Below are 22,050 nucleotides of genomic sequence, written 5' to 3' on the forward strand. Positions count from 1 at the left end.
GTTCGTGGTGCCGGCCCTGGTCGCGGCACTCTTCGCCGCTCCACTGTGGTTCATGGTGGTGGGCTCGCTCCGCCCCGCCGGCCTTCCGCCGCCGCGTACCCTGGAGGTCCTGCCGCCCGAGCCGACGCTGGCCGCGTACGCCCGGCTGCCCGAGCTGATCCCGCTGTTCCGCTATCTGGCGAACTCGGCGCTGGTGGTGGCGCTCGCCGTACCGGTGACGGTGCTGGCCGCCTCGCTGACCGGGTTCGGGATCCGGCTGCTCGGCCCGGTCGCCCGACGCCGGGTGGTACTCGGTCTGCTGGTGGTGCTGCTCGTCCCGGTCACCGCCGTCTGGGCGACCCGGTTCGAGCTGTTCCGGCTGCTCGGGGTGGTCGACACCTACCTGCCGCTGCTGGCGCCGGCCCTGCTCGCGGTGAGCCCGTTCCTGGTGCTGCTCTACGCGTGGAGCTTCGGTGGCGTACCGGAGAGCCAGTTGGAAGCAGCCCGGCTGGAGGGCGCCCGGTGGCTGTCGGTGTGGCGTCGGGTGGCGCTGCCCCAGGTACGCCCGACCACGCTGGCGGTGGCGGTACTCGCCTTCACCTACCACTGGGCCAACTTCATCGACCCGCTGCTCTACCTGCACAGCGGTGACCGCTACACGTACGCGCTCGGGTTGCAGTTCCTGCGCCTGCTGAACCCGACCGACTGGCCGCTGCTGATGGCCGGCTGTGTCGTCGCGACCCTGCCGTGCGTGCTGGTCTTCCTGCTGGCCCAGCGGATCCTGCTGAACGATGATCCGTTGGCGGCACTGAGATCTGGAGGACGCAGATGACCCGATCCTGGCAGCGCTCGACCCGATCCTGGCGGCGTTGGACCGCCGGCCTGCTCGTCGCCGGCCTGCTCGCCGGCTGCGGCGCGGACGACCCCGAGGAGAGCGTGGGGATCACTGTTGTGCTCTTCGGCGACGCCGAGGAGATCGCCGGCTACCGGACGATGGTCGAGGCGTTCGAGAAGGCCAGCCCGGACGTGGACGTCACGCTCTCCCCGGTGGCCACCCAGGACGAGCTGATGGCCCGGCTGACCACGGCGTTCGCCGGCGGCGCCCCACCCGACGTCTTCCTGCTGAACTACCGCCGGTACGGCCAGTTCGCCGCGCAGGGTGCGATCGAGCCCGCTCAGTCCTATCTGGACGAAAGCGGGGCGCTGGACGAGGGCGACTTCAGCAGGCGGGCGCTGGACGCCTTCCGGTTCGACGGCAGCACCCTGACCTGCCTGCCGCAGAACCTGTCGTCGCTGGTCGTCTACTACAACGCCGACCTGTTCCGCGCGTCCGGTCTGACACCGCCGACGGCCGGCTGGACCTGGGACGACTTCCTGGCCAGCGCGAAGGCGCTCACCCGGGACGGCCGGTACGGCGTGGGCGTCGAGCCGAGCGTGCCCCGGCTGGCGCCGTTCGTCTGGTCCAACGGCGGTGACCTGGTCGACGACCCCAACCGGCCCAGCACGCTCACCCTGACCGGCTCGCCGGCCACCCGGAAGGCCGTCGACTGGTTCCTCGACCTGCAACTGGTGCACCACGTGGTGCCGCCGGACGCCGAGGAGCAGAGCGAGTCGAGCGAGGCCCGGTTCCTGCGCGGCACCCTCGGCATGTACCTGAACAGCCGGGTCGCGGTGCCGACCCTGCGGACGATCAAGGACTTCGAGTGGGACGTGGCGGCGCTGCCGGTCGCACCGGGCGGGGTACCGGCGTCGATCCTGCACAGCGACGCGTACTGCATGAGCGCCGGGCGGCCCGACCACCGCAGTGCCTGGCGGTTCATCGAGTTCGCGATGGGTGCCGAGGGGCAGCGGATCCTGGCCGCGTCGGGGCGTACGGTGCCGTCCCGGCTCGACGTCGCCCGCTCCGACGAGTTCCTGAAGCCGAGTCTGCCGCCGCGCTCGTCGCAGGTCTATCTCGACGCCGAGCCGCACCTGCGGGCCACCCCGCGCACCGCGAGCTGGTCGCGGGTGGAACGCGAGACCGACGCCCTGCTGGAAGAGGCGTTCTACGGCCGGGTCGGTCGCGAGGAAGGGCTGCGCCAACTGGAGGAGAAGATCCGGCCGCTGTTCCGGGACCCGCCCCGGTGAGTGCCGACCGGGGCGCGATCCGGCTGGAGGGGCTGACCAAGGCGTACGGGTCGGTCACCGCGCTGCACGACGTCGACCTGGAGGTACGGGCCGGCGAGCTGCTGACCCTGGTCGGGCCCTCCGGCTCGGGCAAGTCGACGATCCTGCGACTGGTCGCCGGACTGGACCGGCCGGACTCCGGTCGGATCCTCGTCGACGGCACCGACGTCGCCCAGGTGCCCCCGCACCGGCGGGCGGTGGCGATGGTCTTCCAGGACTACGCGCTCTATCCGCACCTGACCGTACGCGGGAATCTGCTCTTTGGGTTGCGGGTCCGCCGGGTGCCGAGGGCCGAGGCGGACCGGCGGGCCCGGGCCGCCGCCGAGCGGCTCGGCATCGCCGACCTGCTGGACCGGTATCCCGACCAGATGTCCGGCGGGCAGCGCCAGCGGGTGGCGCTGGCCCGCGCCCTGGTCCGGGAGCCGACCGTCTATCTGCTGGACGAGCCGCTGGCCAGCCTGGACGCCCAGCTCCGGTTCGCCACCCGGGCCGACCTGCTCGCCGTGCACCGCGATCTCGGCACCACGATGGTGCACGTCACGCACGACCAGGCCGAGGCGATGACCCTCGGTGACCGGCTGGCGGTGCTGCACGCCGGCCGGCTCCACCAGGTCGGCCCGCCGCAGCAGGTCTACGACGAGCCGGCCGACCTGGTGGTGGCCGGGTTCCTCGGCAGCCCGCCGATGAACCTGGTGGCCGGCGGCGGGATCTTCGGCGAGGCCCCCGGGCTGACCGTCGGGGTACGCCCGGAGGACCTCGCCCTCGACCCCGACGGACCGATCGAGGCGACGGTCGAGGCGGTGGAGGCGCTGGGCAGCGAGGCGATCCTGCTCACCCGCTGCCCGGACGGCACCCGGCTGGCGGTCCGCACCGGCCCCCGGCACGGGCTGCGGGCCGGTGCCGGGCTGCGGCTGCGCCCCGACCCGCAGCGGATGCACCGCTTCGACACCGAGACCGGCCAGCGCCGAGCGAGCGTCGCCGAGACCGGCCAGCGCCGAGGAAGTGTCGCCGAGACCGGCCGACGTCGATGAGCGGTCGGTTCCGACGTCCGCTCACCCCGTGGATGTTCCTCGCCCCGTACGGCGTCGCCGTGCTGCTGCTGATCGCGCTGCCGGCGCTGCTCAACGTCGGGTACGCCGTCACCGACCACACCGGACTGACCCGCGACCCCCGGTTCACCGGGCTGGCCAACCTGCGCCGGCTGCTCGCCGACGACTTCTTCCTGGACAGCCTGGAGGCGTCGCTGTTCCACGTCGCGGTCTCGGTGCCGCTGCGACTGCTCGCGGCGGTCGGGCTCGGCCTGCTGCTCGCCGCGCCCCGGCCCGGCGGCCGGTGGTTCCGGGTCGCCGTCTACCTGCCGACGGTGATCCCCGACGTGGCGTTGGCGGTGCTCTTCCTCTGGGTGCTCAACCCGCTCTACGGGCCGCTCAACCAGCTCCTCGGGCTGGTCGGGCACCCCGGCTACACCTGGCTGGCCGAGCCGACCACCGCCCGGGTTGGGGTGGTGCTGATGCTGCTCTTCCCGATCGGAGAGGGCTTCCTCGTCGTCCTCGCCGCCCGGCGCCTGCTCGACGGGCGGCTCTACGAGGCGGCGGCGCTGGAGGGCTGCGGCCCGTTCGGGCAACTGCGCCGGCTCACGCTGCCGCTGCTCGCCCCGGTGCTGGTGCTGCTGGCGGTCCGGGACACGATCCTCACCCTCCAGGTCAACTTCGTGCCGGCGTACGTCCTCACCGACGGGCGGCCGGCGAACGCCACCCAGTACCTGCCGGTCTACATCTTCGACCACGCCTTCGAGTTCTCCGGATTCGCCTACGGCGCACTGTTGACGATCGTCCTGATGGTGATCAGCGCGGCCGTCATCACCGTGCAGTTGCTCGCGGTACGACGCTGGCGGGTGCTGCGCTGACCGTGGCATCCTGCACCGATGAGATCCCGGGTGCTCGCGCTCACCGTCGCCGTACTCGGGCTCGTCGGGACGGGGCTCGTCGGCTGCGGTGGCGGTGGCGGTGCGGGCGAGCCGGCGACGCCGGACCGGAACCAGGCGCTGCTGGCGAACCTGCCGAGCTGTGACCGGGTGCCGATGGGCGAGGGCACGGAGGTGACCGCCGAGGTCACTGGTCTGGTGCTGCCGCCGGGCGCCCGGGTGACGGGTACGGCCACCCAGGGCGCACTGACCACCGTGGAGGCGACGATCCGGCGGACCCCGCTGGACGTACGGGCGCACTACCAGGAGCGGACCGACATCGAACTGCTCAGTGTCGAGGACGAGGTCTTCGAGTCCGAGGTGTTGCTCCGGGCCCAGGACCGGCGGATGTACCTGCGGGCCACCGCGCTCTGCGCCGACGGTACCGCGCTGACCGCCGTGATCGGTCCGGACTCCGACGACGCGGGCCTGCCGGGATTCCGCAGCGGTGGCGGCGGATAGCGCCCCCGGCACGGGGGTTGACCCGGAGGTCGAAATGGGACAGCGCTGCATTGACCTTGATCGGTGATCAATCTAGCCTGGCCGCACGTCGACCGGATTTCGGATCGCACTCCAGCGTGGACAGGAGAGAGACCGTATGAAGGCCACCCCCCGCCCGCCCCGCCGCAGCATCGCAGTGACAGCGACCCTGGTACTGCTCGCCGCCGGTGCCCTCGCCTCCTCGTCGTCGACCTCCCTGGCTCGGCAGCCCGCCGACCAGCGCTCCCTGGCCACCACCATGCCGACCGGCCCGATGGAGCTGCCCGCCGAGTGGATGACCTCGCAGCGGCTCAGCGACGGCAGCCGGGAACTCTCCGCCGCCAAGTACGTCAAGGCCCGGGGCGAGGCGGACGGGGTCGCCGCACGCAGCCGGGGCGCGTACCAGGACCTGGCCCGGCAGAAGTGGCACTTCTTCGGCCCGACCAACATCGGCGGGCGGATCGTCGACATCGCGATCGACCCGAAGGTCGACGACCAGATCTTCGTCGCCGCCGCCTCCGGCGGGATCTGGAAGTCCAGCGACGCCGGGATGACCTACGAGTCCGTCTGGCCGGGAAACTGGGTGCAGAGCATGGGCGCGGTCGCGATGACCCGCAGCGGGGTGCTCTTCGCCGGCACCGGCGAGGCGCAGCCCGGCGGTGGCTCGATCACCTTCGGCGGGGACGGGATCTACCGGTCGACCAACCGGGGCAGGACGTGGCAGCGGGTGGGGCTGACGGACAGCCACGCCATCGCCCGGTTCGCCATCGACCCGCGCAACGAGCGGCGGATCTTCGCCGCCGCCGCCGGCAACCTGTTCAAGCCGGGCGGTGAGCGCGGCGTCTACCTTTCCGAGAACGGCGGCGACAGTTGGCGCCGGGTGCTCACCCCGCCGAACAGCACCACCGGGGCGACCGAGGTGCTCGTCGACCCGACCAACCCGAACCGGGTCTACGCCGCCCTCTGGGACCACCTGCGCGAGCCGCACCAGCGGACGTACGGCGGGGCGGGCTCCAGCCTGTGGCGCTCCGACAACGGCGGCCGGACCTGGCAGCGGATGACGAACGGGCTGCCGACCGACGCCGACCAGGGCCGCTGGGGCCTGGCACTCGCGCCGAGCGATCCGGAGCGGCTCTACGCGTACGTCGGCACCGCGCTCGGCCCGTTCCGGGCGTTCTACCGCTCCGACGACGGCGGCGACACCTGGACCCAGACCCCGGTCACCGCCAACCAGGCATCGCAGTCCACCTTCAGTTGGTGGTTCGGCAAGCTCTGGGTGGACCCCGAGGACGCCGAGCACGTCTTCCTGGCCGGGGTGAACCTGGTCCGCTCGACCGACGGTGCGCAGACCTTCGCCTCGGTCAGCGGTGTGCACGCCGACCAGCACGTGATGCGCTGGGACCCGAAGGTCCCGGACCGGGCCTACCTCGGCAACGACGGCGGGATGTACCGCTCCGACGTCAATGGCGTGGGCGGCTGGACCAAGGCGACGTACGAGCCGTACACGCAGTTCTACACGGTCGACGTCGCCGAGACCGATCCGGCGCTGAAGGTCGCCGGAGCGCAGGACAACGGCTGCAACCGGGGCTACAACGGGGTCGGCGGCCCGTGGGACGCGATCGGCTGCGGCGACGGGCTCCAGGTGGTCATCCATCCCGAGGCGTCGAACATCGTCTTCGGATGCAGCCAGTACGGCTCCTGCTACCGCTCGGAGAACAGCGGCGGCACCCCACGGCAGACCATCGGCACCAACCAGACCGTCTCGCAGCGGCGCAACTGGCAGACGCCGCTCCAGTTCGACCCGAGCGATCCGAACGTCATGTACTACGCCGGCAACATCGTCAACCGGTCCACCGACAACGGCCGTACCTGGACGGCGATCAGCCCGGACCTGACCGGCGGCGGCCCGAACGACCCGAACGGGTACCCGTGGGGCACGATCACCACGATCGCGGCGGCGCCGACCGACGGCAGCAAGCTCTACGTCGGCACCGACGACGGCCGGCTGTGGTGGACCGACGACGTCGGGCAGAACTGGCACCAGGTCGACCCGGCGGAACTCCCCGGCACCTGGGTCACCCGGGTCGCGGTGCACCCGACGGACAAGAACATCGCGTACGCCACCTTCTCCGGCTTCCGGTCCGGCAGTGACCGCCCGCACGTCATGGTGACCCAGGACGGCGGCCGTACCTGGACGGACATCGGCCGGGGCCTGCCGGACGCGCCGGTCAACTCGGTCATCCCGACCGCCGACGGCCTGCTCGTGGTCGGCACCGACGTCGGGGTCTACCTCTCGGCCTGGAACGGCGGGGAGTGGGCCGCACTCGGCACGAACCTGCCGCAGGCGGCCGTGATGTACCTGCGCTACCACGAGCCGACCCGGCAACTGACCGCCGCGACCTTCGGCCGGGGCGTCTACGACCTCACGGTACCCCGGTGCCCGGCGGCGTCGACCAGGCTGCCGCTGCGCAAGCCGGGCGTCGGCGTGGTCGGGGCGCTCGCCTCCTGCCGAGCTCGGTGACGGCAAGCCTGACCTAGCGGTACTGCCCGGCGGGGGTGTGGACGGTGTCCACACCCCCGCATCCGCCCAGGCATCCAGATGGCGTCGATCCGACCAGGGATGTGTCCGGCTACCGGATCGGCAGATCGCCTCCGACCGACCCGAGGCTGTCTGGCAGGGCCTGATCTACGTCGTCCCGCAACGCGGGATGTTCGTCCGGCGGAGGACGGTGATGGCGTTACCTGTCATCCGGCCGCTCGGTAGGACAGTATGCTGCGATTTTCAAAGACAAATCGGATCATGCTGGCCGGCCTGCTACTGACCACCGCAGTCGTCGTCGCCCCGACCGCCGTGGCAGAGCGGGTGTACCGGGTCGAGGCGGCGCCCGAGATCGACCGGTCGGCGTTGCGGATGGCGCTCGACGCGTTACCGGCGGCCGGGGTACCCGGAGCGGTGGCCGCCGCCCGGATCGACCGCCAACCCTGGGCCGGGGCCGCCGGCATCGCGGACCTGGCGGACGCCGCGCCGATCCGGCCGTGGTCACGACAACGGGTCGGCAGCATCACCAAGACGTTCGTCGCCACCACCCTGCTGCGGCTAGTCGACGAGGGCGCGCTCGGCCTCGACGACCAGGTCGGACGGTGGCTGCCGGAGCTGTTGCCCGGCGAACTCGGGCAACGGGCGACGGTACGAATGCTGCTCAACCACACCAGCGGGATCGGGAACTACACCGACGTGCTGCTCGACTCGCTCGCCGCCGTCGATCGGGTGGGGGACACGACGTACCCGCCGACCGAGCTGGCCTCGATCGGGCTCGGACTGCCCCGCGCCGGGGAACCGGGCGAGGGCTTCGCCTACTCGAACACCAACTACATCCTGGTCGGACTGATCATCGAGCGGGTGACCGGCAACGACGCGACCGACGAGGTGACCCGGCGGGTGATCCGGCCGCTGCGGCTGACCGGTACCTACTTCCCGGCCGGGGACCCGACGATCCGGGGGCCGCACGCCGGTGCCTACTTCGCCCCGCTCGGCGTGCGCAACTTCGGCGAGTACGGGATGACCTGGGCCTGGACCGCCGGTGAGCTGATCGCCACGATGGACGACCTGAACCGGTTCTTCCGGGCGCTGCTCGGCGGCCGGCTGCTCTCGGCGGCGACGCTCGCCGAGATGCTCCGCACCGTACCGTTCGACACCGAGGCGCCGGAACTCGGCGGCTACGGTCTGGGCATCTTCCAACTCGGCACGCCCTGCGGCGAGGTCTGGGGGCACGACGGCGGCGTGATCGGGCAGCTCACGATCTCCCTGCACACCCGGGACGGCAGCCGGCAGGCGTCGCTGAGCAGCAACCTGAGCCACTACCAGGTGTTCGCCGCCGAGCCGCACCCGATCGACGTCGCGACGCAGGAGTTCTTCCGGATCGCGCACTGCCCGAACAGCCCGGCGGGCCTCGTCCGGGCCTCGCCGCCGCCCGGCCTCCCGCCCATCGCCGGCCCGGCGCCGACCTGGTAACCCCGGCACCGGCGCCCGTCTCGGCGTCCTGACGACCTCGACCCGCGCAAGACCAACGGCATCCATGCCGCCGGCACCGTCGGCCGTCGCGGTGGACCGGCCCGGACGGCGGTCCACCGGACGGCGGCCCGGATGACCGTCGGACATCGGATATCGACATTCGGAGCCGCCGCCCGGTGCGGATGGGTGGCTGACGGCAATCTCACAACGGGCCATCACCGACCGCTTCCCTTCCGAATGCCCGGCAGACGACACCACCGTCCGCACCGGAATCGGGAGGGAAGATGACCACGACACCTGGCCCGGCCACACGGCCGAGGCCCGCGCGACGGGTGACCACGGCGCTGGCCGCCGCCACCTGCGTCGCGCTCGCCGGGGGAGTGGCCGGCCTCGGGCCGAGCACCGCAGGGGCGTCCAGCCACCGCGAGGCGCCCCTGGTCGCCATGGACCCGGCGATCGACAACACCGACCTGTACGCCTTCGTCAGCCCCGAGCGCCCGGGCTATCTCACGTTCGTCGCCAACTGGGTACCGTTCGAGGAGCCGAACGGGGGACCGAACTTCTACCCGTTCGCGACCGACGCGGCGTACAACATCAAGGTCGACAACGACGGTGACGCCAAGCCGGACGCGACGTTCCGGTGGACGTTCCAGAACGTCGACCGGCGGGGCGGCTCGACGTTCCTCTACAACAACGGCCCGGTCACCTCGCTGGACGACGAGAACCTGCTGTTCCGGCAGACCTACAAGCTGGAGTCGTCGTTCGACGGCGAACCGTTCAAGACCCGGGTGACCGGCGGGATGGTCGCACCGTCCCGGGTCGGCAACGCCTCGATGCCGGACTACGCCAAGCTCCGCCGGGACGCCACCACCACCCTGCCCGGCGGCTGGAAGGTCTTCGCCGGCCAGGCCGACGACCCGTTCTTCCTGGACCTGCGGGTCTTCGACCTGCTCTATGGCGGGGACCTGAGCGAGACCGGTCAGGACACGTTGGCCGGCTACAACGTCAACAGCATCGCCCTCCAGGTGCCGTTCTCCGACGTGGCGTTGCGCGGCGACGCGAAGCGCAATCCGGTGATCGGGGTCTGGGCGACCACCGACCGGCCCCGGGTACGGATCTCCGGCAAGGTCGGCGACGTGCCGCGCAGCGGTGACCGGGTGCAGGTCTCCCGGCTGGGCAACCCGCTGGTCAACGAGGTGGTGGTGCCGGCGAAGCTGAAGGACGCGTTCAACTCGCTGTCGCCGGACAAGGACGCCAGCATTCCCGAGGTGGTGGCCCGGGTGACCAACCCCGAACTGCCACAGTTGATCGAGAAGATCTATAACGTACCGGCGCCGCCGGCGCCCCGGCAGGACCTCGTGGAGATCTTCCTGACCGGGATCACCACGAAGACACCGGACGGCCCGATCAAGGTCGACCTCAACTCGCAGCTCAACAACCAGGACGTGTCGCCGGGCCGGTTCCAGCCGTCCGAGATGCTCCGGCTGAACCTGTCGACGCCGGTGGCCGAGTCGCCGAACCGGCTGGGCGTACTTGGTGGTGACCTACAGGGCTTCCCGAACGGGCGGCGGCTCACCGACGACGCGGTGGACATCGCGATCCAGGCCGTCGAGGGTGCGGCGCAGAGCGGCAAGCTGGTCGAGGCGCTCGCCGCCGGAGACAAGGTGGACGCGAACGACAACGGGTTCGGCGACTCCTTCCCGTACCTGGCCCTGCCGAACGTCGGCGCGGTCAACAAGGGTGGCGGCACCGGGGCCGGTACCGGAGCGGCGTCGGACGACGGTGACCGGGCCACCGCGTCGCCGCAGTCCGCCGATCCGTCGGGCACCCCGGGCAGCCAGGCCGGGCTGGCCAGCCGGAACAGCGGCGACACCGCCGCGACGACGGTCGCGACCACCGTCGCCTGGGGGCTGGCCGGAGTGGCCGCCGCACTCGGCACGCTGCTGCTGGTCGGCTGGCTGCGCTGGCGCCGCCGCCCCGCGCCGGTCGGCTCCGAACCCACCCAACCGCTGTAGTTCGCCCCGCCCCGGGGGCACGGCGCTCGCCCGCCGGCCGTGCCCCCGGCCCCCGGCCCTGGAAGGCCGGAAGAGGAACCGGAAGGCCGGAAGAGGCAGAGGAGGAGAGATGAGGCGGCCACTACCACGAATCCGGGTACGTTCCCTGGTCGTGCTCGGGCTGGCGACCGTACTGCTGCTCGGCGTCGGTGGGGTACTGGGACTCCGCGCACCGGCACCGACACCGGCGTCGGCCACCGGCGAGGTCGTACCCCGGGTCAACCGGCTCGCCGCGACGATCGACCGGGCACAGGAACAGCTCCGGCGAGTACCCGGCGACCACCGGAGCTGGGCGACGCTCGGGCTGGCGTACCTGGAGAAGTCCCGGATCACGGCGGACCCGAGCTGGTTCGGCAAGGCCGAGGGGGCACTGCGCCGCTCCCTCGCGGTGCGCCCGGACGGCAACGACCCGGCGCTGGCCGGACTCGGTGCCCTGGCCAACGCCCGGCACGACTTCACCGGGGCGGCCGGTTACGCCCGCCAGGCGTTGCGGATCAACCCCTACAGCGCGGAGGCGTACGCGGTGCTCGGCGACGCCGAGACCCAGCTCGGCCGGGCCGATGCGGCGACCGACGCGGTGCAACGCCTGCTCGACCTGCGCCCCGGGCTGACCGCGCTGACCCGGGCCGCCTACGACCGGGAGCAGCGCGGCCGGATCACCGAGGCGACCGCCCTGCTGCGACAGGCCCTCGACACCGCCCTCGATCCCGCCGACGTCGCGTTCTGCCGCTACCAGCTCGGCGAGCTGGCCTGGAACTCCGGCGACCTGGCCGGCGCGGAGCGGGAGTACGCGGCCGGCAGCGCCGCCGACCCCGGCTACCTGCCGCTACTCCAGGGCCGGGCGAAGGTCGCCGCCGCCCAGGGTCGGCTCGACCGGGCACTCGCCGACTACGCCGATCTCACCGCCCGGTCACCGACGCCCGGTTACCTCCTCGAATATGCCGAGCTGCTGGAATCCGCCGGCCGGAGCACGGAGGCGACTGCCCAACGGACCCTGGCGCAGGCCGCACACCAGCTCTTCACCGGCAACGGCGGTGCCGACGACCTGACCGGGGTCGCCATCGCGCTGGCCCGGTCGCGTCCGGCCGAGGCGCTGACGCTGGCCCGCCGGGAGTGGCAGCGGCGGCAGTTCGCCGAGGTGGCCGACGCGCTCGCCCGAGCGCTGCACGCCAACGGGCGGAACGCCGAGGCGCTCGGCTACGCCCGCCGCGCCGAGGCGCTGGGCGCCCGCGACGCCCGGTACGCGTACCACCTCGGAGTGATCGAACTCGCGCTCGGCGACCGGGACGCCGCCCGGCGCGACCTCGGCCGCGCGCTCGACATCAACCCGCACTTCTCACCACTGGACGCGCCGGCCGCCGTGCGCGCCCTCGCCGAACTGGGGTCACCATGAGCAGGATCGCGCGGGTGGTCGTCACCGGGCTCGGATTCGGGCTCGGACTCGGGCTGGCCGGCGCGCTGGCCGTACCGCCCGGTCCGGCCACCGCCCACCCGCTGGGCAACTTCTCGGTCAACCAACTCGCGGCGGTGGAACTCCGTTCCGACCGGGTCGAGGTGGCCGCCGAGGTCGACCTCGCCGAACTGCCGACGGCACAGGAGTCCGGCACGGTCGACCGGGACGGCGACGGCACGGCGAGCGGGCCGGAGCGCGCCGCGCACGCCACTGCCGGCTGCGCCGGGCTGGCCCGGGACTTCTCGGCCACCGTCGCCGGCCGCCGGCTCGGCTGGACGGTCGCCGACAGTGCCTTCGAGTACGCCTCCGGCACCGCCGGACTGCCGACCAGCCGGTTGCGCTGCCGGTTGACCGCCGACGCCGCCCTCGGCTCGGCGACGACCGTCGAGATCGTCAACCGGTACCGGATCGACCGGGTCGGTTGGCGCGAGCTGACCGCCGTCGGGTACGGCGTCGAGATCGTCGACTCCCCGCTGCCGGTGCGGAGTGTCAGTGCCGGGCTGCGGGCGTACCCGGCGGATCTGCTCAGCTCGCCGTTGGACGTACGGTCGGCGCGGCTGCGGGTGGCGCCGGTCGGGGGCGGTGGGGCGATATCCCCCGGCGGCAATTCGACGACCGTGGTCGGGGATCCGGCCTCGGGCACCGTCACCGGGAATCCCGCCTCGGTTGCCGCCGGTTGGACGGCCGGCGCCGAGCGGCGGTTACGCGACCTCGTCGGCAGCCGCCAGTTGACGCCACTGGTCGGGGTACTCGCCGTGCTGCTCGCCCTGGTGCTGGGCGCGGCACACGCGGCGCTGCCCGGCCACGGCAAGACGGTGATGGCCGCCTACCTGGCCGGTCGGGCCGGCCGGCCCCGGGACGCCGTCGCCGTCGGCGCCACGGTGACGCTCACGCACACCGGCGGAGTACTGGTGCTCGGCCTGCTGCTGACCACGATGGCCGGACTGGTAGGCGAGACCGTCCTCGGCTGGCTCGGCGTGGTCAGCGGCGGCCTGATCGCCGTGGTCGGTGCGAGCATGTTGCTCGACCTCCGACGCCGCCGCGCCGGAACCGGCCCGAGGTCCGCCCACCGGCACGTCCACGCCGACGGGTCCACCCACGAGCAACAATCCATCCCGGATCACGGGTCCACACAGGCCCCCGGCCGCGAGCACGCGCACCAGCACGACAACGCCGACAGCCACGAGCACGGCCACAGCCACGATCACTCGCACCGGCACGGGGCGGGGCATCGCCACCACCACGGTCCGAGTCGGCTCGGCATCCTGGGGCTCGGTGTCTCCGGTGGGCTGGTACCCAGCCCGTCCGCGCTGGTGATCCTGCTCGGCGCGATCGGGCTCGGCCGTACCGGATTCGGGGTGTTGCTCGTGGTCGGCTACGGCGTCGGGATGGCGGCCACGCTGACCGCCGCGGGCCTGCTGGTGGTCCGGTTGCGACAGCGCTGGGACCAGCGGCGGCGGCCCGACCGGACAGCCCGGTGGCGGCGGCTGGCCGTGCTCGCCGCCGCCGCGCCGATCGGCACGGCCGCGCTGGTGCTCGTCGTCGGCCTGGTCCTCGCCGGCCGAGCCCTGGGCGCGGTCGCCGCCTAGAAACCGGCTGCCGTCGCCCCGAACCGGCGGAGCTGCCGTCGGCCGGAACCGATGGAGCTGCCGTCGCCCGGAACCGATGGAGCAGCCGTCGCCGGGAAACCAGCGGAGCTGCCGTTCGGACAACCGGCGGAGCTGCCGTTCGGCGAGCGCCGGAGCTGTGGCCCGGAAACCGGTGGCGCGGTGGGATACCGATCTGCCGGGTTGTCGTGTCGAATACCAATCGTGGTCCGGTGGACTGCTGACGGAAGGCTGGTGCCATGACGGATCCCAGCGGCGCGCGACGCCGGCCCGACCACCTCACCCCGGTACCGTCGCCAAGGCCGGCGCCGGACGCGGGGCGGGCCGAGGCGGACGGGCTGTTGCGGGCGGTTGCCCTCGGCGACGAGGCGGCCTTCGGCCGGCTCTACGACCTGGTCGCACCCAGGGTGTACGGCCTGGTCCGCCGGGTGCTGCGGGATCCGGCGCAGACCGAGGAGGTCGCCCAGGAGGTACTGGTCGAGGTGTGGCGCACGGCTACCCGGTTCGACCCGGCCCGTGGCTCCGCGACGAGCTGGATCTGCACGATCGCGCACCGCCGGGCGGTGGACCGGGTCCGGGCCGAGCAGGCCAGCGCCGAACGTCAGGCCCGGGTCGCCGCCAGCCCGGCCGAGACCCCGCACGACGAGGTACCGGACCAGGCCACCCGTCGGCTGGAACAGCAGCAGGTCCGGCGCTGTCTCGGCGACCTGACCGACCTGCAACGCGAGGCGATCACGCTCGCCTACTACGCCGGGCACACCTACCGGGAGGTCGCGGACCTGCTCGGCGCCGGACTGCCGACCGTGAAGACCCGGATGCGGGACGGGCTCATCCGGTTGCGGGACTGTCTCGGCGTACTCGGGATGGAGGTGACCCGGTGAGCGACATCCACACCCTCGTCGGGGCGTACGTGCTGGACGCCGTCGACGATCTCGAACGGGCCGCCTTCGACCGGCACCTGGCCGACTGCGACTCCTGTGCGGCCGAGGTCGGCGAGTTGCTGGAGACCGCCGCCCGGCTGGCCGACGGTGCCTGGTCGGTACCGCCGCCACGGTTGAAAGCCGAGGTGCTGGCCCAGGTGTCCCGTACCCCGCAGGTGCGGCCGGGGCGCCGGCCGGGCCGGGACGCCCGCACCGCCGTGTCCCGGTGGCGTACGCTCACCGCCGCCTCGGTCGCCGCCGCCGTGCTTGCGGTGGCCGCCGGGGTAGCCGGTTACCTGGTGCAGCAGCAGCGGGTACGCGACGAGCAGGCCGCCGCCGTCGCCGCGCGCTCGGAACTGGACCGGATGCAGGAGATTCTCGACGAGCCGGAGCTGGCCGTCCGGCGCAACGGGCTGGCCGGCGGAGGCGTGCTGACCGTGCTCGGTTCGCCGGGCCAGGATGCCGGGGTGGTGTTGCTGGCCGGTGCCCCGCCGCTCCCCGCCGACCGGGCGTACCAGTTGTGGCTGATGGAGGGGACGACGCCACGTCCGGCCGGGATGCTGACGGCCGGAGCCGGCGACGACACCTCCGTCGTGACCGGGATGTCGGGCCGGGACGCCGTCGCGGTGACCGTGGAACCGGCGACCGGTTCGGCCCAGCCGACCACCACGGTACTCACCAGCGTTCCGCTGCGCTGACCAGCGTGCCGCTGCACTGACCAGCGTGCCGCTGCACTGACCAGCGTGCCGCTGCACTGACCATCGTTCCGTTGCGTTGACCGTCGTTCGGTTGCGCTGCTGTCCGTTCGCGGTGCCGACCGGATAGCGAACATCACATCGACTTCCGTCAGATCGCTGTTGATCGATATGGTGACGGCACGTGTCCGTACGGGGGAGGGACCATGCGTCATCGCATCGGCACAACCATGTCCAGATCGTTCGCCGCCGCCGTGCTGGTCGCGGCGACGACCGCCGGAAGCGTACTGGTCGGCACGGTGCCGGCCGTCGCCGCGCCACCCGGCCTGGTGGTGGCGGACGGCGCCACCCAGCCCGTCTTCGCCCGCGACGCGGCGATCCAGGAGACCGTCTACGTCAGCTCCGGAATGGACAGTGACGGCGACGGTACGACCGACCGGATAGCCGTCCAGGTGATCCGGCCCGAGGAGACCGACAGCGGCCTCCAGGTCGCCACCGTGATGCACGCCAGCCCGTACTTCGGGGACAGCACCGCGCCGCGTGGCAACCTGATCGTCCCGGCGCACTTCACCGCCTGGTACGACGACTACTTCGTGCCGCGCGGCTACGCCGTCGTCGAGGTCGACATGCAGGGCACCGCCGGCTCGGACGGCTGCGCCACCATCGGCGGGCCGGAGGACGTCCGCAGTGCGAGCGCCGCGATCGACTGGCTCAACGGGCGCACCACGGCGACCTACGCCGACGGTACGCCGGCGGTGGCCGACTGGAGCACCGGTTCGGTCGGCATGATCGGTGTCTCTTACGCCGGCACGCTGCCGATCGCGGTCGCCGAGACCGGCATCGACGGGCTGGAGACCATCGTCCCGATCGCCGCCATCTCCGCCTGGTACGACTACGCCCGTGCCCAGGGCATCGCGTACGGCGGCTTCGGCAGTCGGTACCCGGAATCCCTGGCCCGGTACGTCTCCTCGCCCGCGCACGACGCCGAGTGCGACTCCCGCTACGTCCAACTCGGCAACTCGGCCGACGACGCGACCGCCGACATGAACGCCTTCTGGCAGCAGCGCGACTACCGGGACGGCGCGGCGTCGGTGGACGCCTCGGTCTTCCTGGTGCACGGTCAGCAGGACAACAACACCAAGACCACGCACTTCGGCCGCTACTGGGACGCGATCGCCGCGCAGGGCGTACCGCGCAAGCTGTGGCTGCACGACGCGGGGCACACCGACCCGTTCGGCAGCGACCTGACCGGCCGGGACACCGTCGGCCGCTGGATGGACCACTGGCTCTACGACATCGCCAACGGGATCATGAACGAGCCGCAGGCCACCATCAAGCGGCCGGGTGGCACCACCGCCACCTATCCGGTCTGGCCGGGCACGGTCACCTCGACCAACTACTACCTGGGCGGGCCGGTCAGCGGTGCCGCCGGTACCCTGCTCACCGCACCCGGCCCGACGGCCAGCCAGTCGTTCACGGACAGCCGGGGGCAGTTCGAGTCCACGATGACCGGCCAGCCGGAGACGGCCAAGGCGAACCGGCTGGTCTACCTCGCCCCGGCGTTGACCACGGCCCGGCGGCTGGCCGGGGCCGGCACCGCCGAGGTCCGGTTCACCGCCACCTCGACCAGTACTCCGCTGACCGCGCTGCTGGTGCACTACACGAACGGCGTGGCGACCCGGGTGGTGAGCCGGGGTGCGATCGACACCAAGAACCGCAGTTCGCTGACGACCGGTACGCCGCTGACGCCCGGTACCGCCTACACGGTCACCATCCGGCTGGAGCCGAAGGACTACGTCTTCCCGGTCGGCAGCCGGATCGGCCTGGTGCTGGTCGCCAACCACGGCGAGTACCTGACCACCGACCTGTCCGCCGCCGGGGTCACCGTGCAGCTCTCGCCCAGCCGACTCACCCTGCCGCTGACGAACTGACCGGGCCGTGCGCCCGCAGCGCAGGCGCACCGGCAGAAGCCGGCCGGGGACGCGGTTCGGCGGGTGCCCGGCTATCGGGCCCGGGCGACCGGGTCGGGATAGCCGGGCAGGTCGAGTGCGGTGGTGGCGCGGCGGGCGGACCGGCCGACCAGCCCGGTCCGGGCGATCAGGGGTGCGACCCGGAGGAGTTGGTTGCGCAGCCAGAGCGCCCGGGCCGTGGTCGGGGCGAGAGTACTGCCGCCCGTGTCGGCGAGAGCCTGGTTGACCTGGACGTACGGTCGGGCGATCCGTTCGTACGCGGCGAAGGCGGCGGTGTGTTCGGCGCGGGTGGCGAGTTCGCCGGCCAGCACGTACGCCCCGACCAGGGCGATGCTGGTGCCCTGGCCGGAGAAGAACGACGGCGCGTGTGCCGCGTCGCCGACCAGGGCAACGCGCCCGCGTGACCACTCCGGCATGTGGATCTGGCTGACCACGTCGAAGAACACGTCGTCGGCGGCGCGCATCGCGTCGAGCAGGTACGGCACCCGCCACCGGTCGTCGGCGAAGACCCGGGCCATCAACTCGCGCTGCGCCTCGGCGTCGCCGAGTTCGGCGAGCGGTGGCTGTGACCGGGCGACGGTCAGGAGGCCGTGCAGGGTGTCGGTGCAGCCGGGTGCGTAGATGGTGGCCATCCGGCCGGGCGCGGTGCAGATGGTGCCCTCGTGGGCCAGTCCGAGGTCGTTGGGGAGGGTGAAGCCGGCGAAGCAGTAGCCGAGGTAGCGGACGTACCGCTCCTCGGGACCGAACGCGAGCCGCCGGGTGTTCGAGTGCAGCCCGTCCGCGCCGAGGACCAGGTCGAACTCCTGCTGTCGGCCGCTGACGAAGGTCACCCGTACGCCGTCGTCGTTGTCCTGCAGGGCCGCGATCGAGTCGCCGAAGAGGAACTCGACGTCCTCGCGGATCGTGGCGTAGAGGACCGAGGTCAGATACCCGCGGGGAACCTCCAGGTCGCGGCCGGGTACGCCGCCGCTGAACGCTTCGGGACGTAGCGATCCGACGGTACGGCCGTTCCCGTCGACGAAGGTGAGCCGGCGCGTGTCGACGTGCCCGGCCCGGACTCGGGGCAGCACCTCCATCCGCTCCAGCACGTCGATCGCGGTACCCCGGACGTCGATCGGATAGCCGCCGTCGCGTACGCCGGTGGCCTTCTCCACCACCGTCACCTCGAAGCCGTATCGGTGCAGCCAGTACGCCAGGGTCGGCCCGGCGATGCTGGCGCCGGAGATCAGGACCTTTCTCATGGCCGCCTCACCTCTCGTCGTCTTCCCGTTCACTACACTACACCGTGCAGTGTAGCTCCGGTACGATCGGCTCATGCCGACCGCGAAGACGCTGCGTGAGGGGTCGACGCAGAAGCGGGCCGCCATCGTCACGGCGGCCCGGGAACTGTTCCTCGTCGACGGCTTCGACCGGACCAGCGTCGACGCGATCGCCGCCCGGGCGGGGGTATCCAAGCGCACCGTCTACGACTACTTCGGCGACAAGCTGACGTTGCTCAACGCGGTGGTGGACGCCGTCGGCCAGTCGCTGGTCGCCGCGATCCGGCGGGCACTCGACGAAACACTCCACGATGCCCGGGCCGACCGGCTGGAACCAGCGCTGGTCGAGTTCTCGGTCAGGGTCTCGACCGACATGCTCGGCTCACCCGAGTACGCCACCCTGCAACGGCTGGTGCAGACCGAATCCGGGCATCTGGCGAAGCTGGACCGCTACGACCTGGAGAACGCCCCGGAGGAGGCGCTGGCCGAGCGGTTCGGCGAGTTGGCCCGGGCCGGGCTGATCGACGCCGCCGATCCGCGCCTCGCCGCCGACCATTTCGTCGCGCTGACCTTCGGTGTCGCGCTGAACCGGCTCCGTTCGGCGAACGCGGCGGAGGATCCCCGGGTCCGTCCGCTCCTCGTCGAGGGAGTACGCGCGTTCCTTCGGGCGTACCGGCCGGGGGCCTAGTCGCCCGCTGGTCCGTTGCGGGTCGCTCCTCTGGACAAGATGAATGCTGACTCACTATGTTCGAAGAACCTGAGTCGCGACTCATCTTATGGAGGTTCGGCAGATGCCCAGCGCCCCTCGTGACCTGTTCGAGCAGATGCGGCAGCAGTGGTTCGGCCAGGTCGCGCCGCTGACCGGTGACCTGCTGGCCGACGACGTGATCGTCGAGATCCCGTTCGCCGCCCCGGGTCCGTACCGGATCCAGGGCAAGCAGCAGTTCCTCGACTTCGTCAACCCGCAACGCGCCGCGTTCCCGGTCCGCTTCGACGCGTGCCGCACCATCGCCATTCACGACACCACCGATCCCGACACGATCGTGGTGGAGTACGAGTTGACCGGGACCTCCACCAGAACCGACCGGCGGGCGACCGCCGCCTTCGTCGGCGTGCTGACCGCCCGGGACGGAAGGATCGCGCTCTGGCGCGAGTACCAGAACACCGTGGCCATCCAGCAGGCCCTCGCCTAGAGCCGCACGGCGTCGAGCGTGTCGACAGTGCTCACGCTCCTCCGGTCCTCTTCGGGGTCGCCGCCGGCACTTGACTTCAACAAACGTTGAGGTTCTACGGTCCAACTCGACGCCTGACCATTACGCAGGAAGGGTTCGACATGGCTGGCACGCCCTCGGGGGTCCGCAGGTTCAGTTCGGCGATCGGCGACGACGCCGTCCGCTTCGGCGACCGGATCCTCCTCGTACCCGCCCTCGACAAAGAGGCCGGCGGGTCGATGAGCGCTTATACATCGTTTCTCCACGCGGGGGCGCGTGCCGACCTGCCAGCCTCCTACGCGGAGGTCTGGGTGGTGCTCGGCGGAGCGCTACGAGTGGGCACCGAAGGCGACGCCGTGACGGTGTACAAAGGAGACTTCGTGTACGTTCCGGAGCAGACGCCCGGGGTGGTCGAGGCCCTTGAGGACGCCACGATGGTCTGCGTGTCGGTGCCCGCGCACTGACGATCGCCGCCGCAGCGGCGCGGCGCTCGGCAGAATCCGCCTGCACCGGGGTTAACCTCACGATATCTGGACGATTAGGCCGATCAAGGGTGGGCTGGTGCCGGGCCTCGTGGCAGCACCGGCGCGGTGACCGCCGCAGCAGGCCGGACCACCGGCAAGGGGGTGACCTGGGAGGAACTCTTCTTCGACCTCGCCTTCGTCTTCGCCCTCACCCAGTTCTCCCGGCTGCTGCACCAGAATCCCGAATGGTCCGGGATCGGCCGTGCGCTGATCCTCTTCGTCCCGGTCTACTGGGCCTGGGGCGGCGTGACCCTCTACGCCGACCAGCGCAACCTCAGCCCCGTCCTGGACCGCCTCGGCATCCTGGCCCTCGGCCTCGGCAGCCTCCTGATGGCCCTGACCATCCCCCGTGCGTACGACGACCTCGGCCTGCTCTTCGTCACCATCTACGTCACCAGCCGAGCCCTGCTGGCCACCCTCGCCCTGCGCCGCCTGCCGGGCTGGCGAGCCCTCTTCGTCGGCCCGTACGGCGTCTTCCTGCTCACCGGACCGCTGCTGGTGGCGGGTGCGCTGACCGAGGGCGCGGCCCGGATCGGCCTGTGGGCGGCTGCCGCCGTCAGCGACCTGGTCAGCCCCTGGGTGTCGCGCTACCTGGTCACCCCGACCAGGGCCGAGCCGCTGCACTACTCGCACCGGTACGGACTGCTGATCATCCTCGTCTTCGGCGAGTCCGTGATCCAGGTCGGGGCGGTCGCCGCCGACCGGCCGCTGACCCTCGTCCGGCTCACCGCCATCGCCGCCAGCTACGCCCTGGTCGGTGGCCTCTGGTGGGCGTACTTCAGCTACGGGCTGCCCAGCTTCCGCCGCGCTCTCGAACACGCCCCGAACCAGGCGGACCTCCGCCGCGCGGTCCTCGTCTACGGTCACCTGCTCTTCAGCTTCGGGATCATCACCGTCTCCGTCGGCCTGGCCGACATGGTGCCCACTCCACTCGACGCGCTCGGTGTCGAGATGGCAACGCTCCTCTTCGGCGGCACCGCGCTCTTCATGGCCACCTTCGCGTACACACACTGGCGGATCCGGGGCAGGATCGCCTGGCACCGGGTCGGGGCAGCGGTGCTCAGCCTGGTACTGCTGCCGCTGGCCACGCTGATCCCGGCCCTCGTCATGGTCGCGGCCCTGTTCCTGGTGGTCGTCGGGATGGCTGTGGGGGAGGAACTGGCCACCCGGCGCCGACGCGATGACAGGCACGATGTCAGGTCGTACGGCGACCAGGACCCGGCGGACCGGGGACCGGCAAGCCAGGAATGAAACCGCCGGATTCTTTCAACGGTGGCGGGCCGGGAAAGCGGCGGCAGGGCAGTTCAGGTGATGCGGCGTCTTGATCGGGGCGCCGGGCGCAACAACACAAGCCCGGCCACCTGTACGTAGATCTCGCGCTTGTCCTCGGCCGCGCCGTGTCGGTCGACGACGTAGCCGGTGATCCAGGCGAACCCGTAATAAGTCGGACGGGAATCGACGGCAATGACGCGAAACCGCAGCGAGCGCCTACCGCCGAACTGGATGCTGGCCGCCGGGCCGACTCCGATCACGTCTCCGGCCACGGGTGCGCGGGTCACCGGTGTCGCGCCCAGCGATCGTTACGCCGTTTGAGCTGTCGTTGCAAGGTTTGGCAAGGCCAGGCTTCGCCGCAGCGGCAAACCGTCCTGTGATGGAGCGTCGACCAGGCGGAGCCGTGCCTGGTAAGTAGTCGGCGCAATTCTCCACGTACGTACCTGATCAGGAACACCGGCCCTCTCCCGTCGCTGCTATCACAT

General features: G+C 71.8%; 19 protein-coding genes. 17 read left to right on the forward strand and 2 right to left on the reverse strand.

Annotated features, from left to right (window positions below):
- Positions 1–4 precede the first annotated feature (4 nt).
- The 13 genes from Pen02_RS15665 to Pen02_RS15725 all read left to right on the forward strand — a co-directional run bounded on the left by Pen02_RS15665 (position 5) and on the right by Pen02_RS15725 (position 17,260).
- Positions 5–811: a carbohydrate ABC transporter permease gene (locus tag Pen02_RS15665; protein ID WP_203866722.1), complete on the forward strand. Its 807-nt coding sequence runs from the start codon at positions 5–7 to the stop codon at positions 809–811.
- Positions 808–2,106, forward strand: a complete 1,299-nt coding sequence (locus Pen02_RS15670) for an ABC transporter substrate-binding protein (protein ID WP_203866723.1) — start codon at positions 808–810, stop codon at positions 2,104–2,106. Before Pen02_RS15665 ends, Pen02_RS15670 begins: the two co-directional genes overlap by 4 nt.
- Positions 2,103–3,176 carry an ABC transporter ATP-binding protein gene (locus tag Pen02_RS15675; protein ID WP_203866724.1) on the forward strand — a complete coding sequence of 358 codons (1,074 nt, stop codon included), beginning with the start codon at positions 2,103–2,105 and terminating at the stop codon, positions 3,174–3,176. The genes Pen02_RS15670 and Pen02_RS15675 overlap by 4 nt, the downstream gene beginning before the upstream one ends.
- Entirely contained in the window at positions 3,173–4,051 is an 879-nt protein-coding gene (locus tag Pen02_RS15680; RefSeq protein WP_203866725.1) for a carbohydrate ABC transporter permease, read from the forward strand. Before Pen02_RS15675 ends, Pen02_RS15680 begins: the two co-directional genes overlap by 4 nt.
- Before the next feature lie 18 nt (positions 4,052–4,069).
- Positions 4,070–4,570, forward strand: coding sequence for a hypothetical protein (locus tag Pen02_RS15685; RefSeq protein ID WP_203866726.1), 501 nt, complete (start codon positions 4,070–4,072; stop codon positions 4,568–4,570).
- A 175-nt stretch (positions 4,571–4,745) separates the two neighbouring features.
- Entirely contained in the window at positions 4,746–7,109 is a 2,364-nt protein-coding gene (locus Pen02_RS15690; protein WP_239140757.1) for a WD40/YVTN/BNR-like repeat-containing protein, read from the forward strand.
- A gap of 279 nt (positions 7,110–7,388) precedes the next feature.
- The gene (locus tag Pen02_RS15695; RefSeq protein WP_203866728.1) at positions 7,389–8,600 is read left to right on the forward strand and encodes a serine hydrolase domain-containing protein; all 1,212 of its coding nucleotides are present in this window, start codon (positions 7,389–7,391) and stop codon (positions 8,598–8,600) included.
- Between the two features lie 284 nt (positions 8,601–8,884).
- Positions 8,885–10,615 carry a DUF4331 domain-containing protein gene (locus Pen02_RS15700; protein ID WP_203866729.1) on the forward strand — a complete coding sequence of 577 codons (1,731 nt, stop codon included), beginning with the start codon at positions 8,885–8,887 and terminating at the stop codon, positions 10,613–10,615.
- A gap of 109 nt (positions 10,616–10,724) precedes the next feature.
- Positions 10,725–12,047 carry a tetratricopeptide repeat protein gene (locus Pen02_RS15705; RefSeq protein ID WP_203866730.1) on the forward strand — a complete coding sequence of 441 codons (1,323 nt, stop codon included), beginning with the start codon at positions 10,725–10,727 and terminating at the stop codon, positions 12,045–12,047.
- Entirely contained in the window at positions 12,044–13,696 is a 1,653-nt protein-coding gene (locus Pen02_RS15710; RefSeq protein ID WP_203866731.1) for a hypothetical protein, read from the forward strand. The genes Pen02_RS15705 and Pen02_RS15710 overlap by 4 nt, the downstream gene beginning before the upstream one ends.
- Positions 13,697–13,953: 257 nt before the next feature.
- The gene (locus Pen02_RS15715; RefSeq protein WP_203866732.1) at positions 13,954–14,595 is read left to right on the forward strand and encodes a sigma-70 family RNA polymerase sigma factor; all 642 of its coding nucleotides are present in this window, start codon (positions 13,954–13,956) and stop codon (positions 14,593–14,595) included.
- Complete coding sequence (locus Pen02_RS15720) at positions 14,592–15,332, forward strand: anti-sigma factor (protein WP_203866733.1); 741 nt, start codon at positions 14,592–14,594, stop codon at positions 15,330–15,332. Before Pen02_RS15715 ends, Pen02_RS15720 begins: the two co-directional genes overlap by 4 nt.
- A gap of 227 nt (positions 15,333–15,559) precedes the next feature.
- Positions 15,560–17,260, forward strand: coding sequence for a CocE/NonD family hydrolase (locus tag Pen02_RS15725; protein ID WP_203866734.1), 1,701 nt, complete (start codon positions 15,560–15,562; stop codon positions 17,258–17,260).
- 71 nt (positions 17,261–17,331) lie between these two features.
- Here Pen02_RS15725 and Pen02_RS15730 read toward each other — a convergent pair whose 3' ends face one another.
- Positions 17,332–18,540 carry an FAD-dependent monooxygenase gene (locus Pen02_RS15730; protein ID WP_203866735.1) on the reverse strand — a complete coding sequence of 403 codons (1,209 nt, stop codon included), beginning with the start codon at positions 18,538–18,540 and terminating at the stop codon, positions 17,332–17,334.
- Positions 18,541–18,613: 73 nt separating this feature from the next.
- Between Pen02_RS15730 and Pen02_RS15735 the strand changes: the two genes are divergently transcribed.
- The 4 genes from Pen02_RS15735 to Pen02_RS15750 all read left to right on the forward strand — a co-directional run bounded on the left by Pen02_RS15735 (position 18,614) and on the right by Pen02_RS15750 (position 21,544).
- The gene (locus Pen02_RS15735) at positions 18,614–19,246 is read left to right on the forward strand and encodes a TetR/AcrR family transcriptional regulator (protein WP_203866736.1); all 633 of its coding nucleotides are present in this window, start codon (positions 18,614–18,616) and stop codon (positions 19,244–19,246) included.
- A gap of 103 nt (positions 19,247–19,349) precedes the next feature.
- Positions 19,350–19,751 (forward strand): nuclear transport factor 2 family protein, encoded by a 402-nt coding sequence (locus Pen02_RS15740; protein ID WP_203866737.1) that lies wholly within the window; start codon positions 19,350–19,352, stop codon positions 19,749–19,751.
- A 140-nt stretch (positions 19,752–19,891) separates the two neighbouring features.
- Positions 19,892–20,233, forward strand: coding sequence for a cupin domain-containing protein (locus Pen02_RS15745; RefSeq protein ID WP_203866738.1), 342 nt, complete (start codon positions 19,892–19,894; stop codon positions 20,231–20,233).
- 126 nt (positions 20,234–20,359) lie between these two features.
- Positions 20,360–21,544 carry a low temperature requirement protein A gene (locus Pen02_RS15750; protein ID WP_203866739.1) on the forward strand — a complete coding sequence of 395 codons (1,185 nt, stop codon included), beginning with the start codon at positions 20,360–20,362 and terminating at the stop codon, positions 21,542–21,544.
- A gap of 53 nt (positions 21,545–21,597) precedes the next feature.
- Here Pen02_RS15750 and Pen02_RS15755 read toward each other — a convergent pair whose 3' ends face one another.
- Positions 21,598–21,837: a hypothetical protein gene (locus tag Pen02_RS15755; protein ID WP_239140759.1), complete on the reverse strand. Its 240-nt coding sequence runs from the start codon at positions 21,835–21,837 to the stop codon at positions 21,598–21,600.
- Positions 21,838–22,050: the final 213 nt, after the last annotated feature.

This window comes from Plantactinospora endophytica (assembly GCF_016862915.1).
GTDB classification, from domain to species: Bacteria; Actinomycetota; Actinomycetes; order Mycobacteriales; family Micromonosporaceae; genus Plantactinospora; species Plantactinospora endophytica.

Bases quoted from the DNA above. Each gene is read 5' to 3' on its own strand.
- Pen02_RS15670 (WP_203866723.1), top strand. From the start codon at position 808: ATGACCCGATCCTGGCAGCGCTCGACCCGATCCTGGCGGCGTTGGACC.
- Pen02_RS15680 (WP_203866725.1), top strand. From the start codon at position 3,173: ATGAGCGGTCGGTTCCGACGTCCGCTCACCCCGTGGATGTTCCTCGCC.
- Pen02_RS15685 (WP_203866726.1), top strand. From the start codon at position 4,070: ATGAGATCCCGGGTGCTCGCGCTCACCGTCGCCGTACTCGGGCTCGTC.
- Pen02_RS15695 (WP_203866728.1), top strand. From the start codon at position 7,389: ATGCTGGCCGGCCTGCTACTGACCACCGCAGTCGTCGTCGCCCCGACC.
- Pen02_RS15700 (WP_203866729.1), top strand. From the start codon at position 8,885: ATGACCACGACACCTGGCCCGGCCACACGGCCGAGGCCCGCGCGACGG.
- Pen02_RS15705 (WP_203866730.1), top strand. From the start codon at position 10,725: ATGAGGCGGCCACTACCACGAATCCGGGTACGTTCCCTGGTCGTGCTC.
- Pen02_RS15710 (WP_203866731.1), top strand. From the start codon at position 12,044: ATGAGCAGGATCGCGCGGGTGGTCGTCACCGGGCTCGGATTCGGGCTC.
- Pen02_RS15715 (WP_203866732.1), top strand. From the start codon at position 13,954: ATGACGGATCCCAGCGGCGCGCGACGCCGGCCCGACCACCTCACCCCG.
- Pen02_RS15725 (WP_203866734.1), top strand. From the start codon at position 15,560: ATGTCCAGATCGTTCGCCGCCGCCGTGCTGGTCGCGGCGACGACCGCC.
- Pen02_RS15730 (WP_203866735.1), bottom strand. From the start codon at position 18,540: ATGAGAAAGGTCCTGATCTCCGGCGCCAGCATCGCCGGGCCGACCCTG.
- Pen02_RS15735 (WP_203866736.1), top strand. From the start codon at position 18,614: ATGCCGACCGCGAAGACGCTGCGTGAGGGGTCGACGCAGAAGCGGGCC.
- Pen02_RS15740 (WP_203866737.1), top strand. From the start codon at position 19,350: ATGCCCAGCGCCCCTCGTGACCTGTTCGAGCAGATGCGGCAGCAGTGG.
- Pen02_RS15745 (WP_203866738.1), top strand. From the start codon at position 19,892: ATGGCTGGCACGCCCTCGGGGGTCCGCAGGTTCAGTTCGGCGATCGGC.